The sequence below is a fragment of the Paenibacillus crassostreae genome, from assembly GCF_001857945.1.
GTDB classification, from domain to species: Bacteria; Bacillota; Bacilli; order Paenibacillales; family Paenibacillaceae; genus Paenibacillus_AQ; species Paenibacillus_AQ crassostreae.
Window position 1 is genome coordinate 4,512,622 of sequence record NZ_CP017770.1, and the last position, 18,432, is coordinate 4,531,053.

The window sequence follows — 18,432 nt, forward strand, 5'->3', positions numbered from 1 at the left end:
TATCATGTACTAGGAGGGTAGAGAGTGCGATGATGGATGAAGAAGCAGCAACTCAAGCTAAGAAAGGGAAGATAATCCGTATCGAGGCAGAGGAAGGCGTATTAACAGGTGTAAGTGTTGATTCAGAGGATGGTACTTCAGGTGGATCTTTCGTAAAAGGATTTGAGAAGGCAGGAGATTCTCTTAAGTTTACTACGAATCTTGAACAGGGAACCTATCGCATTACTATTCGCTACAAAACATATGGAGGGGATAAGCCTAATTTCTTAACATTCAATAATGAAGAATTAGGCGAATTTACATTTAAGAATTCATCGAATTGGAATGATGCCCTTGTTGGGCAATACGACGTGAACGGTGGAGAAAGTACTTTTGTCATTTCAACAAGTTGGGGTTGGGTAGGAATTGACTATATTGAATTTACAGGACCAGGAGGAACTGTGGATCAGATCACCTTAAGAGCCAATCCTTCGAACTCGCAATCTTTTGGTATTCCGGTTACATTAATGGCTACTGCGGATAATGCTGCTTTGTATCGATTTTTCATAAAGCCGGTTAATGGTGAGTGGGAGACAATGAATAGTTATAGTAGGGACTTATCTTATGTATGGCGTCCTTCTAAGGAAGGGGACTATGAGATTAAGGTGGAGGCTCGCGGATTAGATTCAACTGATGAGATGGAAGTGGAACAGACGATGAAATACACGGTGCTACCCTTACATGTCAACAAGCCACTCGTAAATCAAATGTTTAGTAGCGATATGGTATTTCAGCGTGATGTGAACGCGGAGATTTGGGGGTGGACTGAACCTGGAAGTTCAATCTCGGTTACAGTAAATGATCAGATGTTCACAGCAATCGGAGATGAAGACGGCAAATGGATAGCAAATATTGGCCTATATTCAGCAGGTGGCCCCTATACGATAACGATTGCTGATGGAAAATCTACTAATACCTTAACTAATGTAATGTTTGGTGATGTATGGCTCTGTTCAGGTCAATCTAACATGGAGTTTACGATGTCCAACATACTTAATGCTCCAGAGGAAATTCAGAACGCGACAAATTCAAATATACGATTCATAACCATACCAAACCGAACCAGTGCAGTTCCACTCACGACGATGGATGAATCTGTTAAGTGGCAGGTGGCTAGTCCAAATAACGTGGAGAATCTTAGTGCAGTTGGATATTTTTTTGCTAAGGAGTTAACGCAAGAGATGGATGTTCCGATTGGGATCGTGTTCGCTGCGGTAGGTGGAACAAAAGCAGAAAGCTGGACGAGTTATAATACGTTAAAAGATAATCCTAATTACAGCCACGCAGCAGAAGAAATCCATTCAGGTGTAGCAATAATTGAAACAACATCTTCACCAATCGCACTTTATAATGGGATGATTGCCCCAATTACGCCTTATCCACTAAAAGGAGTACTATGGTATCAGGGAGAATCTAATTGGGGAGAACCGACTTACAGCCAGCTTCTACCTGAACTGATTTCTGACTGGCGCAAAAGTTTTAATAATGCACAATTACCATTCGTAATCATTCAGATTGCAGCTTATGGAGCACTTCAGACAGAGGATAATCCAGCACAAAGCGACCCAGGTCTACCAGAAGTCCGTGAAGCACAACTCTATACAAGCTTGAATGACAATAATGTTGGATTAGTTGTAACAAGTGATCTAGGTGATCCCTCGGATATTCATCCGAAGAATAAACAAGATGTAGGTATACGGGCGGCGCGAAACGCTCTTGGTGAATTTTATAATAAAGAAATTGTCTATTCAGGACCGATCTATAAATCCATGAAGCTAGAAGGGGATAACATACGTCTGACCTTTGATTTCACAGGAAGTGGACTGTTTGCTGGAGTCAAGAACGGCCTAGAACCAGTAGCTGCATCTCCAGATGATAAGCTGAAAGGGTTCGCAATTGCTGGGGCAGACCATCAATATTACATGGCAGAAGCTGTAATTGATGGAGATTCAGTAATTGTATCATCCTCCTATGTGAATGAGCCTGTCTCGGTTAAATATGGGTGGAATGATTCTCCCATTGGTAACTTATACAATTTGGAAGGGCTGCTAACGTCCCCGTTCAGAACGGGAGAATGAATTAACAACATCCATCTAGTGAAATCAAATCTAGCCAAGTAGGTGCAGGTTATATGACTGCTTGTACTTGGCTTTTTAATATTCTATGAATAATCATAGACACTCAAATGGTTGTAGCATAAAATAGTAATCGTAGATAAGGTTCCATAAATACCCATAATAGGGAAGGTGATTAAATAATGCAGCAAACGTTAAGTGTTCATAAGGGGAAAGTGGATGTTACCCCTGATGAAGTTGGTTACGACCCAGCAATGCTGAATAGGTTAGATGATCATTACTCTAGATTAATTGGTAAGGGAACGATTCAAGCAGCAGGTTACATATTATCACGACATGGACAAATATTTGCTCATCGTACGTTAGGAAAGCTTAGACCTACGGAAGATAGCCCAGATTTAGAACCAGATTCAATTCGTAAAACATACTCTATCACGAAAGCGTTCACATCCGTTGCGATACATCAATTAATGGATCGAGGTCAGATATTTCTAGATCAGCAGGTCAGCAGTATTATACCTGAATTCGATACGGATAAACATCGTTCAATTACGATAGCTCAGTTATTAACACACACCTCAGGACTTAATGGTGATCCAGGTTTTTTTCAAGAACCATTTGCACTTCCTTGGTATGAATGGGCCGTTCGTGAGATTAAGAAGAGTGGCCATGATATTAGCTGGGTAAGAGCGGTGTTATCTGGTCCTTTACAGAACATGCCAGGTAAAGAATGGATCTACTCAACAGCTGGATTTGCCTTACTTGGAGAGATTATTGCGAAAGTATCGGGCATAGCATATGAACAGTACATTGCGGATGAAATACTGACACCACTAGGAATGTCGAAGTCGGGTTTCACAGTGGATGTAACTCAACATGAACAGCTGTGCTACGTAAATTCATGGGAATTAGAGTCCATAACACCAGTAGAAACCATCGATCGGGAGAGACCTCCTAAAGCAGGAAATGGATTGTATTCCACATTAGAGGAACTTTGTACATTCGGTCGAATGATGCTTGGAGGTGGCGAATGGAACGGTACTCGTATATTGTCTCGCCGTGCAGTGGAACTTCAGACATCTAACCAATTAAATGGTGTGCTATTTAACGGTTGGGGAGAACGAAGTAAGGATACTAAATACGGTCTTGGATGGTCACTTAATCATGATGACATTTGTAGTAAAGGAACGTACTCTCATGAAGGGTTTGGACATAGTGGGCTATATATCGATCCGGTAGAGGATCTTGTATTTGCTTTCTTTGTTCCTGGGTTAAAAGGATACACGAATGAGTCGGTCGTTATACCGCGAGCTATCGTGTGGTCAGGATTACTCTAGTTGGGTAAAACTTAAATGTTGAGATAATGGGAGGTAAGCATATGACCATAACAGAAGAGGTCTCAAGTAAATCACTGAAGGATGCTGGATTTGATCCAGCGGTACATCATCGACTTGAGGAGCATATCCAGAAATTAATTGGTGAGGATAAGATAAAGTGCGGATCGTATATGCTATCTCGTGATGGTGTCATATTAGCAGTAAATGCTTTTGGTCCTCTACGGCATGATGATACAACATCTATACTACAGACGGACTCCATTCGCGAGATTGCCTCAGTTACGAAATTATTTACGTCTGTAGCAATATTTCAATTAATAGAGCAAGGGAAGTTATTTCTACGTCAACCTGTAGCTGAATGGATCGCGGAATTCAACAATTCAACGTATAATAAAGTTCAAATATGGAATTTATTAACACATACTTCAGGTATACAAGCAGATCCTAATTACTATCTTGAACCCTATCCTATGGGATGGTGGGATATTATATTTGCTTTTATGCCTGAGTTAGAAGATAAAGATAATGTTGATGTTGAAGAATTGGAACGTCAACGCCAAACGGTATGGATTCGAGCAGTTCTATCTGGTAAACCGTTATCACAACCGGGTGAGGAGTGGAGTTATTCCTCGGCGGGGTTCGCCATCCTTGGGGAAATTATTGCACGTGCGAGTGGTAAGACTTATGAGCAGTATGTGATGGATGAGATCGTTCATCCGCTCGGGTTGACTCGTACCTTCTTCCAAGTACCAGAAAATCTACATCCTGAGGTCTGCGTTATAGATGATCATAATATAGAACGTTTGAATAGACAGCCACAAAAGTACCATCCTCCTAGTAGTGGCGGTGGTCTATATTCAACAATTCATGATGTGTTTCGATTCGGGCAAATGATGCTGAATGGTGGAATCCTTGATGGCGTTCGTATATTATCTCGCAAATCTATTGAGAAGATGACGCAAAATACGTTTGATAATAATCAGATCAGTGCTTATTGTTGGGGTGCCAATATTCCGAAGATGGATTATGGGATAGGTGCATCCATTACAGGACGAGGAGAGTGGATCCCTGAAGGATCGTATGGGCATGAAGGTGCAGGTCGATGTAAGTTAATCATTGATCCAACACATCAGTCCGTTGCAGTTTTCTTTGTCCCATCGAATGTGGATTGGTGCCCAGAGTCGATAACTGGCCTGCAAAATATCATCGGTTCGGGATGGATATAAAGAAGAAGATTAACTGGTTAGTATGATAGGAAGAATGATGTTCCCGAGATTATGGGGAGGATCATTTTTTTTGTGATAAATCTTATATATTTGAATCAATTTAGTTGACTGAATAAGATAGCTTATGCTATTTTCTATATTGATAATGATTATCAGCTTTAATTAATCGTGCTTTGCACTTTGTATTGAAACCTTAGGAGTATTTAGTAATAGAACTGGAGCAGAAGAGGTATAGAAGTCTGTAGAATATGACGGATACTTATAATATAGATCGTATGTATCTAACAAAATATCCGGATGCTAAGGCATCCGGATATTTCTATATGGTTATAGCAAACTATCGTACAATTCAGACAAAGTGATTTCTTGAATATGATCAGGAAATGCTTCCGAATTTGAACAAACAGACAAGATATGTGAGGAATCTATTCTGAAACTCTTGAAATGGAATCCTTTAGCTTCAGGTGAAAACCATTCCCCAATATTGTTACAAACGATAGAAAAGGAATCCAAAGGGATCGACAAACCTTTTCCGATAGCCTTCATATAGCTTTCTTTCAAGGTCCATAATTGATAGAAATAATCCAGTTGTCTCCCTCCGGAATAAGAAGCGAGTTTCCAATTCTCTTGTGGAGTAAAAAGATTTGCCGCGAATTGAAGATCCATTTGCTTGATCTCCTCAATATCAATACCTAAACATTGACCATGATTTCCCCACGCTATAGTAACCCATTTTCCAGAGTGAGATATATTGAAACAAATTTGTGGATAGTTACTTAACATAGGTTTGCCATACGAATTGTAGTCAAAACGAAGCTCCTTGTGACTTACATCCAACTGTCGAGATAATATAGTGCGAATTAATAGCTCACCTACCAAGGAACGGTACGCATCTTCTTTATGAATGAATCTTGTGAATTTCTGCCTGCGTTCCTCTGAGACGCTATCTAAGAAGAGAGTTAAATAATCCGGTCTGATGTCTGCCGGGATATGTACGATTGCAATAGACTGCATAATAAATCACCCGAACAAATAGTTCTACAACTGAATAGAGAAACCCTTTATTTGATATTTATTATGGTACGAATATATGTTCTATGCTAGAATAATTCGTATTCATTGAATATTTTCCCATTATGTAAGAAGAAAGAGATAACAAATGATCACACAATTAAAACAAATTCATCCTTTGTCATGGACCATTATTATTGGAACCATTTTTGGACGTATGGCTACGTCCATGAGTATTCCTTTTCTCTCGATTTATTTGATTAAAACGATGGGTGCTTCCCCATCACAGACCGGAATTGTTGTAGCGATTAGTTCTCTAATTGGAGTATTTGCTAGTTTCTATGGGGGTTACATCTCTGATATTATCGGGCGAAAAAAAGTGTTACTAATCTCTGTTTTTGGTTGGGCATTAGTTTTTATTGGGTTTGCGGTGGCAGATAAAATCTGGCTCTTTTTTGTGATGAATGCATTGAATGGTTTGTGTCGAGCGATGTTCGAGCCTACTTCTCGTGCATTATTGGCAGATATAACACCTCAGGAAAGCAAGCTTCTTGTTTTTAACTTAAGGTATGCTGCAATTAATTTAGGTGTTGTATTTGGGCCTATTCTTGGCTTACAAATGGGTGCTTCGGGCTCTAACTGGTCGTTTGCCGTTGCTGGAGTTGTCTACATCCTATATGGAGTAACGTTGATTATTCAATTTATCAGATACCCCGAATTGGGTGCTGCATCATCTAGTGAGGGTCGCGAGCGAGTGACACTTTCTATGGCATTCCAAACTACCAGTAGGGATCGAGTATTTCTATATGTTCTAATTGGGATGATCTTCTGCGTGCTTGGATACGGACATTTCAGTTCTACCCTAGCACAATATATGGAGATGACACCGAATATTGAAGATGGAGCTACCTGGTTTGGTTATATGTTATCTTTCAACGCTATCGTTGTGCTGATTTGCCAATTCCCCGTGGTTAAATATGCTAGTAAGTTACCACCTGTTATTCCGCTGATTATAGGAAGTGTTCTTGTTTCTTGTAGTCTCTTAATATTCGGAATTGCTCATTCATTCATTGGATTCATGCTCGGTGTAGTTATATTCACTATCGGAGAAGTTCTGATGTTCACTATGACAGATGTTCTTATTGACCGTATTGCTAAACCAGAATTACGAGGGACGTATTTTGGGATGATTGGTTTTAACAATTTGGGTAATGTGCTAGCGCCTCTACTTGGGGGGTTACTTTTAGATACATTAGGATTAGATTCATCAGTTCTTATTTTCGTTATTATTGCCGTAACAGCAGCTTTTGGAATCCCATTCTTATTATCTGCAAATAGGATGATGAGAAAAGAGAATCTAAAACGCATGAACCAGATACCAAACGAATTGTAACCAACTTATTAAAGTAACCCAGTCTAATGCTTTAACCAAAAAGTGACCCGAGAGAGGTCACTTTTTGGTTAAAGTGGCCGTCTTTCGGGTCTGTATTTTATTCCCTTTGAAGCAAGGCTGCACCTGCGATACCTGGGTTCGTCATTTGATATGGATCAAGTATGATATTTAGTTCTTCTTCTGATAATACATTATAGAGGAGACAGAGACTACGTACAGATTTACCTGTTGTTATGGCTTCACGTGCGATTCGGGATACCACTTCATAACCTAAATGAGGATTGAGAGCAGTAATAATACCTACGCTATTCTCAACATATTCACGGCAACGATCTTCGTTCGCTTGAATGCCTTCGATACAATGCTCTCTAAAAACACGGAACCCTTGATTCATGATTTCTAGTGACTGTAGTAAATTATAGACTAATACAGGTTCCATGACGTTAAGTTCTAATTGACCTGATTCTGATGCGAGGCATATGGTATGGTCATTACCAATGACTTGGAACGCAATTTGATTAATGACCTCACACATCACTGGATTCACTTTCCCAGGCATAATAGATGAACCTGGTTGACGGGAGGGGAGAGTAATCTCACCTAATCCAGCTCTTGGGCCAGAAGCCATCAGGCGAATGTCATTGGCTACTTTGGACATATTCATCATACATATTTTTAGAGCAGCAGAGACTTCTGTATAAGCGTCTGTATTTTGTGTTGCATCTACGAGATGTTCGGCAGGTTCCAAAGGAAATCCACTCAATTCTGCGAGAATCTCGGCGACTCGTTGAATATAACGTAAATCTGCATTAAGACCCGTACCGACGGCTGTTGCTCCCATATTAATAGTAAACAGGTTAGTTTTTGTAGCTTCTACTCGATGAATGTCTCGCTCTAGAACGCGAGCGTACGCTTGGAATTCTTGTCCAAGGCGAATGGGCACTGCGTCTTGGAGGTGGGTACGTCCCATTTTGATAATTCCGTCAAATTCTATAGCTTTATCACTAAATGCTTTATGTAAATCTTTCATGGTAATGAGGAGTTTCTCAATCATGGTTAGAACGGCTAAATGGACGGCAGTTGGAAAAGCATCATTCGTCGATTGAGCCATGTTCACATGATTATTGGGATTAATGTTCTCATAACTTCCTTTTTCTTCACCTATAAGTTCGAGTGCACGATTAGCAATGACTTCATTGGCATTCATATTAATCGATGTACCTGCACCACCTTGAATCGGATCAACAATGAATTGATCGAACCACCGTCCAACTATAATTTCATCAGCTGCTTTGACGATGGCTTCCCCTTTATTAATGCGTAACCGCTTGATCTCCATATTAGCAATAGCCGCACTTTTTTTCACAATGGCAATAGCACGAATGAGTTCGGGGTGAATACGCTGCCCGGTAATGGGGAAATTCTCCGCAGCTCGTATAGATTGTATGCCATAATAAGCGTCTGCAGGAACTTCCTTTGTACCAAGAAAATCTTTCTCTAATCTCATCATCATTTGAATACCTCCAAGTGTTAAAGTTAGAACTATAAATCTCTTAAATGTACAGTACCATCCATGCTCGCTATCATTATAGTTCTTTCTTATCGACTAATCCATTATTATCATAAAGCAAGCTGAAACGGCAATACCGTCCTTGTCAAGGAGTTTATCCTCGAAAAAAAACAAGGCTCGTCAAAAGCGAACCTTGCTTGATTGTATGAATGAAATTTAATTCGAGTGAGGAACCTGAATTTCCGGATTAACATCAGCTTCATAGTCGACACCGTCGATTTCAAATCCGAATAACTGGAAGAATTCTCGACGATAGCCTTCAAGATCTGCAAGTTCATTAATGTTCTCTGTGGATATCTGATTCCATATCTGGGTAACTTCAGCTTGTACATCTTCACGTAATTCCCAATCATCAATGCGAATACGTCCTTGATCATCGACAGGTACTCCATCATTACTATACAGACGTTCTGAGAATAATCGATAGGTTTGCTCAATACAGCCTTCATGAATTCCTTTTTCTTTCATCACTTTATATAGCGCGGAAATATATAAAGGTACGACTGGAATAGCAGAGCTGGATTGAGTTACAAGTGCTTTGCTTACACAGACATAGGCAGAACCACCAGTAACGCTAAGTTGTTCGTTCATGCGAGTGGCAGTTGCCTCAAGATGATCTTTGGCTTGACCAATGGATCCATCTCGGTAGACAGCTTTTGTAATTTCAGAACCGATATAGGAGTATGAAACCGTCATCGCATCATTAGCTAGAACGCCAGCCTCATGTAGATCATGAATCCACATTTCCCAATCGTCACCACCCATAACGGTGACCGTATCACGAATTTCATCTTCTGTAGCTGGATCAATTGTAATTTGGCTCACTTCACCTGTATGGAAATTGACAGTTTTGTTCGTGAATGGCTTACCGATAGGTTTAAGTACGGAATTTACCATTTCTCCAGTATGTGGATCAGTTCTTCTTGGAGAAGCAACACTATAAATGACAAGATCAATTTGTCCTAGTTCCGTACGAATAAGCTCGATCGTTTTTGCCTTGGTTTCCGGAGAGAAAGCATCACCTGTGACACTAAAAGATTTCAGACCTGCTGCCTCAGCTGCTGCTTCAAATGCTGCAGAGTTGTACCAACCCGACGAGGCCGTACGTTTCTCAGTTCCGCTACTAGGACGATACACACCAACGGTATTCGCATGAGCACCGAATGCTGCTACAATTCGCGAGGCCAATCCGTAACCGGTTGATGCTCCGACGACTAACACATTACGAGGGCCTTTCACTTCAGGTCGTGATTGTACATATTCTATTTGCTTCTGTACAAGACGAGCGCAACCAACAGGATGTGATGTCGTACAAATAAAGCCACGTGTTCTTGGTTTAATAATCATAAGTTTTTAATTCCTCTCTTTACAGAACATATCAATACATATTTAGTACCTGGTCATTAACCATTTAGGCAATTGTACCATAGACTGGTGGATATAAGAAAATATATAGTGGTTGCTCTGCATTCTTATAAAGGTATTCATTAATCCGATACAGCTTGAGTAAAGTAATTATGTTAAACTTAAACCTAATATGGATTACAGGTCAGATATTATTGTCATGATCATCCATCAATGTGTCATGTAATGCAAGGAGAGAGGTAATTATAATATGAAGCTGGTATCTTGGAATGTTAATGGGTTAAGAGCGTGCGTAACCAAGGGGTTTAATGATTACTTCCATGAGATGGAAGCTGATATATTTTGTGTGCAAGAAACTAAATTACAAGAAGGACAAATAGCGCTGGAGCTTGGTGAACAATATTCTCAGTATTGGAACTACGCTGTTAAGAAAGGGTATTCAGGAACAGCTATTTTCACGAAGATCCAACCTATTTCTGTGCGATATGGTCTGGAGGAAGATGAAGAAGTCGAGGGTCGAATCATTACGCTAGAGTTCGGAACTTTTTATCTGGTGAATGTATACACCCCCAATTCAAGACGAGATCTATCCAGACTTGAATTAAGATTGGAGTGGGAAGAACGCTTTCGTAATTATATTCTACAATTGGATTCAATGAAGCCGGTGATTATTTGTGGTGATCTGAACGTTGCTCATCAGGAGATTGATCTTAAGAACCCACAGTCCAATCGTAACAATTCAGGCTTCACATTAGAAGAGCGTAGTAAAATGACTCAATTATTGGAATCTGGTTTTACAGATACGTTCAGACATTTCTATCCGGATCAGACGGGTGCTTATACTTGGTGGTCCTATATGCCAAAAATAAGAGAGCGGAATGTTGGATGGAGAATTGACTATTTCCTAGTATCTTCAAGATTGACTCCTTCATTATTGGATGCTCAAATTGATTTTGAAATAAAAGGTAGTGATCACTGTCCCGTTATTCTGATGATGGATGAGAACGACATATGATAAAATAAGATTCAACATAGACGAATGATTTCATAACTTGAAAGAGGAGTACGGAAATGGACATCAATCAGGTTTACAATGAGTTAAAGACAATAATTCCGTTAGCGGAGATTCAATGTCATGAAACACTAAAAAATCATGTATATACTAAAATGGGTGGCCAAGCAGATATTCGAGTTCTGCCGTCATCGTACGATGAAGTTCAATCTGTCATTAAATATGCAAAAGATCATCATCTGACGATTACTATATTGGGTAATGGCTCTAATGTAATAATTAGAGATGGTGGCATCCGGGGAATTGTTGTGCAACTCACGAATTTACAGGAAATTATGATAGATGAACATACATTACGAGCTCATAGTGGTGCATCTATTATACAAGCATCACAGATAGCCCTACAGAACCAACTTACAGGGCTTGAATTTGCATGTGGCATTCCAGGTACTGTAGGTGGGGCACTCTATATGAATGCAGGTGCATACGGAGGAGAGATTGCAGATGTGCTGCAGGATGCACTTGTGGTAGATTCCAGTGGGAATTTGTTGACATTGCATCAAGATGACATGGATTGGGGATACCGACATAGTATTTTTGCAGGAGGACTTTATACGATTCTCGAAGCAAGATTTGCTTTGCGACCGGGAGTATATTCATCCATTAAAGATAAAATGGATGAATTAACATTTCTAAGAGAGTCGAAACAACCCTTAGAATACCCCTCGTGTGGAAGTGTTTTTAAGCGTCCACCAAATCGATTTGCAGGTCAATTGATTCAAGAGAGTGGCTTACAAGGTGTACGAATCGGTGGAGCAGAAGTCTCGACGAAACATGCAGGATTCATCGTTAATGTGGATAACGCAACGGCTAGTGATTATATTTCCTTAGTTTCTCATGTAAGAGATACGGTTAAAGGGAAATTCGGAATCGAATTGGAAACAGAAGTTAAATTTATAGGCGAAGAATAACGAAGTAACGCACGCAATGGATGAAAGTGCATAACAGAGTTCTCTATACTTTCATATTTAAATAAGCTATCGAAGTCTTCGATAGCTTATTTGTGAGTTTACTTATTTCAAAGATACTGTGTATTTTGCTCTTGCAGTATTCAGTTCTATTTCTTCATCACCGAAGTCGGTAATTGATAAATCTTCCGTAACAAGTTCATACGTGTCTTGTGGTAGTGGCTCCAAGTTACCGTCCCTGTTCATGGTACTGCCTGTACCTTTCAGGATGATGGCATTATCCTCGTAATCATCACTACCTTCTTCTGTTTGTCTAATATCGATTTGAGACAGCTTAATGTGAACCTGATCGATATCCTCCTGTTCTATCTTTTGGACGATGACGGTTTTATCAAGGTGTGTATTTAGCCAGTTTGTGACTTTCTTTACGTCTTGCACCACAATATCATTCCCTTTGTCAATGGTTTTGTATATGTTAGTATCTCCAGAATTCTTTCTGGAATTCTATTTTCGAAGAAAAATATTTTTTATTGTGGATTCATAGACTGGACCTTTTAATAGAAGAGGGTCAGTCTTTTTTGATATTAGTAGATTTGCCGTTACTGATATAAGAATTCTTCATATCCTATTAGTAGAGGGTGGAGGTGATAGTAATGGTAGAACGAGTGTTGAAAATTGCTTTGATTTGCACGGAAATGCTACCTGTTCCTCCAATTAGGGGTGGAGCTATCCAGATTCTACTAGGTGGAGTAATCCCCTATCTTGCTAGTAAATATGAGATAACGATCTATTGTAGATCTGATCGAGAACTAGCGGATCGGGAGACCGTAGAAGGTGTTTCATATATTCGCGTATCAGCAGATGATTACGTAGTTAACATCGCCAAGGAACTGGTTGCGGCACGCAAGGCAAATCATCATTATGACGTAATTCATGTCTTCAATCGTCCTAGTAATATACTGATCTATAAATCTGCAATGCCAATGAGTAGTTTTGTCGTAAGTCTTCATAATGAAATGTTTCGAGAAAAAAAGATTACTGAGAAATTGGGTCGAAAGAGCATCAAAGCAGTTGATGGAATTATGAGTATCAGTGATTATATTGGTGAAACTATTATTTCTAGATTCCCGATAGCGAAAAGTAAGGTAAGGACGGTATATTCGGGAATTGATTTGAAGCGATATTATCCAATATGGTCTGAAGAAGCATTAGCAATTCGTACTGAACTGCGGAAAACTCATGGAGTGGAACACAACAAAGTAGTCTTATTCGTCGGCCGTCTGACTAAGTCTAAAGGTCCCGATATCCTTATCCATTCAATGGAGCAAGTAATACGCGAGCATCCAGATGCAGTGCTCATGATCGTAGGTAGTAAATGGTTTCATGATGAGCGTATTGATAGATATGGTGAACGTATCCGTGAATTAGCAAGTGGTTTTGGTGATCAGATTCGCTTCACGGGCTTTATCCAGCCAAAAGAGTTACCAACCATATTTTTACTCGGAGATGTGTTTGTATGTAGCTCTCAATGGCAGGAACCTTTAGCTAGAGTCCATTATGAGGCGATGGGTGCTGGTCTTCCGATTATTACAACGAACCGAGGAGGTAATGCGGAAATTATTAAGCACAACGAGAATGGATTCGTGATTGACGATTATACGAACCCACAAGCTTTCGCCGAGTCAATCTCGTATCTATTTAATCATCCACATGAAGCTTCACGTTTAGCTAAAGCTGGTAGAGCGTTTGTAGAGATCAATCACGGATATGAGCATGTGGCTCGACGTCTTGAGTTACTCTATCTCGATGCGTTGAATAAGTCTATCTAAATGGATGAAAGAGGGGGAAAAGCATGGATACCACGTTTTCAGAAATTGTGAAAAAGGTCATGGGTTATTATCCGATGAAGGTTAAGAACATCTATTTGATATCTTTCAAAGGCAAAAAGGCAGTCTGGTCAGTAGATACTGACATTGGCGAAGTGATCATGAAGAAGGTGCCCTTCGAATTAGTCGGTCTTGAATTCATGACCTTTGCGATAGATTATTTGCGGAATAATGGGATACACACACCAGGAGTATACAAGACAACTAATGGGGAAAGTTGGGTGGATCTAGAAGGGGAATATTTCGTCATCTTTGAATCCGTCCATGGACGTTCACCTGAATATGAACACAAAGAGGAATTGCGGATGATCATGCATGGTATGGCATCATTTCATAAAGCCTCAAGTGGGATCAATTCACCGACGGACGAATATCCTTCATTTCTCCTAACGGAGTGGGAGAAAGATATGACCAAGCGAAGCGATCGATTAGAAGCATGGAAGGTGGAAATCGCGCAGAAAGCGGATAAGAACACATTCGATCAGATCTTTCTGCAACACATTGATGAGTTTTTGGTACAATGCAAATCTTCGCTAGCTATGTTCGAGCAAAGTGGGTTCACGAATTGGGTAGAACATACGAAGATTACGAAGACGTTATGTCATCAGGACTATGCTGCGGGAAATCTGGCAATTGGGAGCGACAATCACCTATACGTGTTCGATATGGATTCATTGACGGTGGATGTCCCCATTCGAGATATGCGTAAAATTCTGAACAAAGTAATGAAGAAAAGAGAGTCGGGTTGGGATTTAGAGCTGATGTTGACCATGATGAAAGCGTATCAGGAAGTGAATCCATTAACTAAAGAGCAATATCACGCGCTAGTGGCTGACTTGCTGTATCCACATCTGATCTACGGCCAAGTGAATAAATATTATGGGCATCGTGAGGAGCAGTGGACGGAGAAAAAACACATTGAGCGCCTAAAGGATATGATCGCAACGGAGAAAAGCAAGGGCATCGTACTTCAAGCTTTTCTATCCCGCCTAGATGAGGTGGTTGCTCATGGGTAATAAGGATATCATCTCGCAGCAAGATCTGAGCGTTGGTTTACAATTGATGTCAGAGCAGTATCCTCATATTAAAGTACATGAAGCTGCAGTCATTCAAGATGGTGGAATTAAAACGATCTGGAAGCTTGAGACGTCAGAAGGTACAGTGTGTCTGAAAAGAATTCGTAAATCACTACCGATTGTCGACTACACGACAAAAGTCCAGACCTATTTATTCAATAAAGGAGCTCTTGTCGCAGAGATCATTCCAACGAAAGATAGTGAACTCTATTTCGTTCTCGATGGATATGGACTGGTGCTTTACCGTTGGATCGTGGGTAGCGATTTAGATATGGAGGGAATTCCAGAGCATTTAGAGCACGGGTTGTCTGGATTAGCTCAATTCCATCTACAAACGGTTGGATTTGTTCCTCCACCTGGCAGCCAAGTGTACAATCGAATGGGCGTATGGCCGGACAATTATACTAGCATGTTGGAAGAGTTCCTGAAATGGAAGAGTATAGCGGTAAGTGAAACAAGTGAGTTTCATAAGAAATATCTAAATCATATCGACGAGATCATCGCTATGGCTGAGTATAGTATCGAACTTCTAAATAAATCCTGTTATGCAGAATGGGTAGAGTCGATTGGTGACTACGGATATATGTGCCATCAGGATTATGGAAAAGGAAATGCACTCCTTACAGAACAAGGGGTCTATGTACTCGATCTCGACAATCTCGCTTATGATATCCCGCTAAGAGATGTTCGTAAGCTGATCATGAAACGGATGAAAGAGGTGGGTGAGTGGAAGGCGAATGAGTTGAATCGATGGGTCTGCGCTTACGCGGCTGTACTACCGTTGTCTGCTGATCAGAAGCGGATACTATATATCGATCTATTATTCCCGCATGAATTCCATGGGACATGTAAAAACGTATTTAACAAAGGAAAGCCAGGAGAATTGAAAAAGATTAATCAAAGTTATTTGGCCGAAACAGCAAAGCTACCAACATTGAATCTTGTTTTAAAATAAACGAAAGTGAGTTGTCAGTATATGAAAATAGAAGAAGAATATGTAGGTCGTGGACCTGAATTTGCTAGCTTGTTACGAAGCATCGCTGATCGTATAGATGGTAATAACCTTACGGTGAGAGGCAACCCTGTTATTCTACCAGAACAAGATTTGGAATATAAAATTAATTTGAAAACTGACCTGGGTAAGAATAAATTTAATATTTCGATTGAATGGTTGGATAAATAAAAGAAATGCCAAGCCATATGGATTCACATTTGGTTTGGCATTTTTGTTAAAAATATAAGAAAGTATAAGTTTCCACTTCATACTCTATTCCTTATATTTCCGCTGAAACGGGTGCCGTCTTTGAAAAAGGACGGCATTGCCGTTTCTACTTGATAAGACAATTCCCATCATCACATTGGTTACCAGCTTCACCAACAAAGCTGATTGGGTGAGCTTCATTCCAAGCTTGACGAATGGCTTGGAGGAACACATCTGCTGATTGAGCACCAGACACACCATATTTCTCACCTACAAGGACAAATGGAACACCAGATATGTTCAAAGAATGGGCACGATTCTCATCTGCTCGTACTTCATCTGTGTACATATCACTCTCGAGAACGTTCCGAGTTTCAATCGGTTCTAAGCCAGCCTTTACTCCAATTTGGATCAATGCTTCAACATCTCCAACAGGCAACCCTTCCGTGAAATAGGAATGATATAAAAGTTCACTCACTTCTTCTATTAGTCCCTTAGAATTCGCAAAGTGGATTAGCCGATGTGCATCAAGCGTATTTCCTGATTTCATAATATCGAATCGATATTCCAAGCCTTCTTGTGCAGCTAATGCAGTGATTTGTTCTGTCATTTGTTTCACTTCTTCGATTGATCTGCCTATCTTCTTGGATAAACCCTCTATAATATCTCCACTCAATCGAGGGGAGGAAGGATCTAATTCGTAACTACGCCAGATGACTTCTACCTCTGCTTGATGTTCAAATTGAGATAATGCTTTCTCGAATCTTCTTTTTCCAATATAACACCATGGACATACAATGTCGGACCAGAATTCTATTTTCATATATATCATTGCCTCCTTATATTAATCTTATCTATCATGATAATGGTTACAGTTATAAAATGCAATCTTTCCACTAATCAACCTGAAATAACATTGACAAGCTATTTTTTATAAACTAGAATTTCGGCAGTAGCGATTATGGAGTCATGCGAAAGAAGGTTTACATTAATGAAATGGATGTATATACATAGCTTAGTGTCACGTTCTTTTTTAAAATGGCTATTCTATGGTGGAGTTGTAGGCCTACTTTCCGGGAGCGCATCAGCTATATTCTTGAAAAGTCTGGACTATGTTACGGATATCAGATTAATGAATCCTTGGGTGTTATACCTATTACCATTAGGTGGTGCGATTGTAAGTTACCTTTATTATAAGTTTGGACTGAATAGTTCCAAAGGCAATAATCTGATTATTGAACAAATCCAACAACAAGAACATGAACCTGTTCCATTTAGAATGACACCTCTCGTCTTATTTGGGACATTAATCACGCATTTATTAGGTGGTTCCGCTGGTCGAGAAGGTACAGCTGTACAAATGGGTGGAAGCCTAGCAGAGCAATTCGGTAAATGGATCAAAGTCGGACCCGTGGATAGGCAAATATTGTTAATGTGTGGTATTAGCGGTGGATTTGGTTCGGTATTCGGTACTCCGATTGCAGGTGCTGTCTTTGCCCTAGAGGTGATCGTTTTAGGTGTGATCCGTTATGATGCATTAATTCCATGTTTTGTAGCTAGCTTCACAGGAAATCTTGTCGCAATGAATTTATGGGGAGTTACCCATGCTCATTATCAGATGGGGGTTGTTCCTGAACTAACACTAATAGTGTTGCTGAAAGTTGTTATTGCTGCTGTATGTTTTGGATTAACAAGTATGGTCTTTAGTGAGTTAACTCATTTCCTCAAAAAAACATTTGTTGTAGTCTTTCGAAATCCGCTGATCAAAAGTGCAGTTGGTGGCTTGCTGATCATTCTCATGGTTTATCTGATTGGATCACGAGATTATTTAGGGTTGGGACTTCCATTAATTGAACAATCCTTTGAAGAAGATGTTCATCCCTTAGCCTTTCTTGGGAAGTTGATTTTTACAACCGTTACATTAGGTGCAGGATTTCAAGGCGGAGAGGTAACACCCCTGTTCGCTATCGGAGCTACATTGGGAAATTCATTAGCAGGAATACTACAAATATATGCGCCATTTTTAGCTGCTTTAGGGTTCATTGCCGTATTTTGCGGTGCTACGAATACACCTCTGGCTTGTTTTCTAATGGGTATTGAGTTATTTGGTTCCGAAGGTGCAATATATATGTTCATTGCGTGTTTGATCAGCTATTTATTCTCCGGGCATACAGGCATATATACCTCTCAATTGATTAGCGTATCGAAGTTGCGTGACTATGATACACTGAAATAGGAAGTAGTTGTTTTACATATCGATTAAGGTTGGAGGA

Annotated in this window: 16 protein-coding genes; 11 read left to right on the forward strand and 5 right to left on the reverse strand. The window is 40.0% G+C overall.

Translation table 11 applies throughout. The features are described 5' to 3' along the window. The first annotated feature begins 29 nt into the window (after window positions 1-29). From LPB68_RS20910 to LPB68_RS20920, 3 genes are all read left to right on the forward strand, one after another. Entirely contained in the window at window positions 30-2,117 is a 2,088-nt protein-coding gene (locus LPB68_RS20910) for a sialate O-acetylesterase (protein WP_082865589.1), read from the forward strand. Between the two features lie 179 nt (window positions 2,118-2,296). Continuing rightward, window positions 2,297-3,451, forward strand: a complete 1,155-nt coding sequence (locus tag LPB68_RS20915; RefSeq protein WP_068655343.1) for a serine hydrolase domain-containing protein — start codon at window positions 2,297-2,299, stop codon at window positions 3,449-3,451. 41 nt (window positions 3,452-3,492) lie between these two features. Continuing rightward, a complete protein-coding gene (locus tag LPB68_RS20920) occupies window positions 3,493-4,677 on the forward strand; it encodes a serine hydrolase domain-containing protein (RefSeq protein WP_068655341.1) in 1,185 nt (394 codons plus the stop codon). 327 nt (window positions 4,678-5,004) lie between these two features. Here LPB68_RS20920 and LPB68_RS20925 read toward each other — a convergent pair whose 3' ends face one another. Then, window positions 5,005-5,691 (reverse strand): 4'-phosphopantetheinyl transferase family protein, encoded by a 687-nt coding sequence (locus LPB68_RS20925; protein ID WP_068655339.1) that lies wholly within the window; start codon window positions 5,689-5,691, stop codon window positions 5,005-5,007. Window positions 5,692-5,836: 145 nt separating this feature from the next. Here LPB68_RS20925 and LPB68_RS20930 point away from each other — a divergent pair, with 145 nt between their 5' ends. After that, a complete protein-coding gene (locus tag LPB68_RS20930; RefSeq protein WP_068655337.1) occupies window positions 5,837-7,081 on the forward strand; it encodes an MDR family MFS transporter in 1,245 nt (414 codons plus the stop codon). Window positions 7,082-7,178: 97 nt separating this feature from the next. Here LPB68_RS20930 and aspA read toward each other — a convergent pair whose 3' ends face one another. Together aspA and fabV are read right to left on the reverse strand one after the other, a co-directional pair. After that, window positions 7,179-8,588: an aspartate ammonia-lyase gene (gene aspA / locus LPB68_RS20935; protein WP_068656631.1), complete on the reverse strand. Its 1,410-nt coding sequence runs from the start codon at window positions 8,586-8,588 to the stop codon at window positions 7,179-7,181. A gap of 219 nt (window positions 8,589-8,807) precedes the next feature. Continuing rightward, window positions 8,808-9,998 carry an enoyl-ACP reductase FabV gene (gene fabV / locus LPB68_RS20940; RefSeq protein ID WP_068655336.1) on the reverse strand — a complete coding sequence of 397 codons (1,191 nt, stop codon included), beginning with the start codon at window positions 9,996-9,998 and terminating at the stop codon, window positions 8,808-8,810. Window positions 9,999-10,266: 268 nt separating this feature from the next. On the opposite strand from fabV, the gene LPB68_RS20945 reads away from it, so the two are divergent. Together LPB68_RS20945 and murB are read left to right on the forward strand one after the other, a co-directional pair. Next, a complete protein-coding gene (locus LPB68_RS20945) occupies window positions 10,267-11,031 on the forward strand; it encodes an exodeoxyribonuclease III (RefSeq protein ID WP_068655334.1) in 765 nt (254 codons plus the stop codon). A gap of 56 nt (window positions 11,032-11,087) precedes the next feature. Beyond that, complete coding sequence (gene murB / locus LPB68_RS20950) at window positions 11,088-11,999, forward strand: UDP-N-acetylmuramate dehydrogenase (RefSeq protein WP_068655332.1); 912 nt, start codon at window positions 11,088-11,090, stop codon at window positions 11,997-11,999. 102 nt (window positions 12,000-12,101) lie between these two features. Here murB and LPB68_RS20955 read toward each other — a convergent pair whose 3' ends face one another. Further along, on the reverse strand, window positions 12,102-12,437 hold the full coding sequence (locus LPB68_RS20955) for a protein YmzB (RefSeq protein ID WP_068655330.1): 336 nt from the start codon (window positions 12,435-12,437) through the stop codon (window positions 12,102-12,104). A gap of 212 nt (window positions 12,438-12,649) precedes the next feature. Here LPB68_RS20955 and LPB68_RS20960 point away from each other — a divergent pair, with 212 nt between their 5' ends. From LPB68_RS20960 to LPB68_RS20975, 4 genes are read left to right on the forward strand one after another with little or no spacing between them, the layout of a single operon-like run. Beyond that, a complete protein-coding gene (locus LPB68_RS20960) occupies window positions 12,650-13,825 on the forward strand; it encodes a glycosyltransferase family 4 protein (protein ID WP_232510155.1) in 1,176 nt (391 codons plus the stop codon). Between the two features lie 23 nt (window positions 13,826-13,848). Next, window positions 13,849-14,898 (forward strand): CotS family spore coat protein, encoded by a 1,050-nt coding sequence (locus tag LPB68_RS20965; RefSeq protein WP_068655328.1) that lies wholly within the window; start codon window positions 13,849-13,851, stop codon window positions 14,896-14,898. Continuing rightward, complete coding sequence (locus LPB68_RS20970) at window positions 14,891-15,913, forward strand: CotS family spore coat protein (RefSeq protein WP_068655326.1); 1,023 nt, start codon at window positions 14,891-14,893, stop codon at window positions 15,911-15,913. The genes LPB68_RS20965 and LPB68_RS20970 overlap by 8 nt, the downstream gene beginning before the upstream one ends. A 21-nt stretch (window positions 15,914-15,934) precedes the next feature. After that, window positions 15,935-16,141, forward strand: a complete 207-nt coding sequence (locus tag LPB68_RS20975) for a hypothetical protein (protein WP_068655324.1) — start codon at window positions 15,935-15,937, stop codon at window positions 16,139-16,141. Window positions 16,142-16,286: 145 nt separating this feature from the next. On the opposite strand, the gene LPB68_RS20980 is transcribed toward LPB68_RS20975, so the two are convergent. After that, the gene (locus tag LPB68_RS20980) at window positions 16,287-16,982 is read right to left on the reverse strand and encodes a DsbA family oxidoreductase (RefSeq protein WP_068655322.1); all 696 of its coding nucleotides are present in this window, start codon (window positions 16,980-16,982) and stop codon (window positions 16,287-16,289) included. A gap of 168 nt (window positions 16,983-17,150) precedes the next feature. On the opposite strand from LPB68_RS20980, the gene LPB68_RS20985 reads away from it, so the two are divergent. Next, window positions 17,151-18,395, forward strand: coding sequence for a voltage-gated chloride channel family protein (locus LPB68_RS20985; protein ID WP_082865586.1), 1,245 nt, complete (start codon window positions 17,151-17,153; stop codon window positions 18,393-18,395). Window positions 18,396-18,432: the final 37 nt, after the last annotated feature.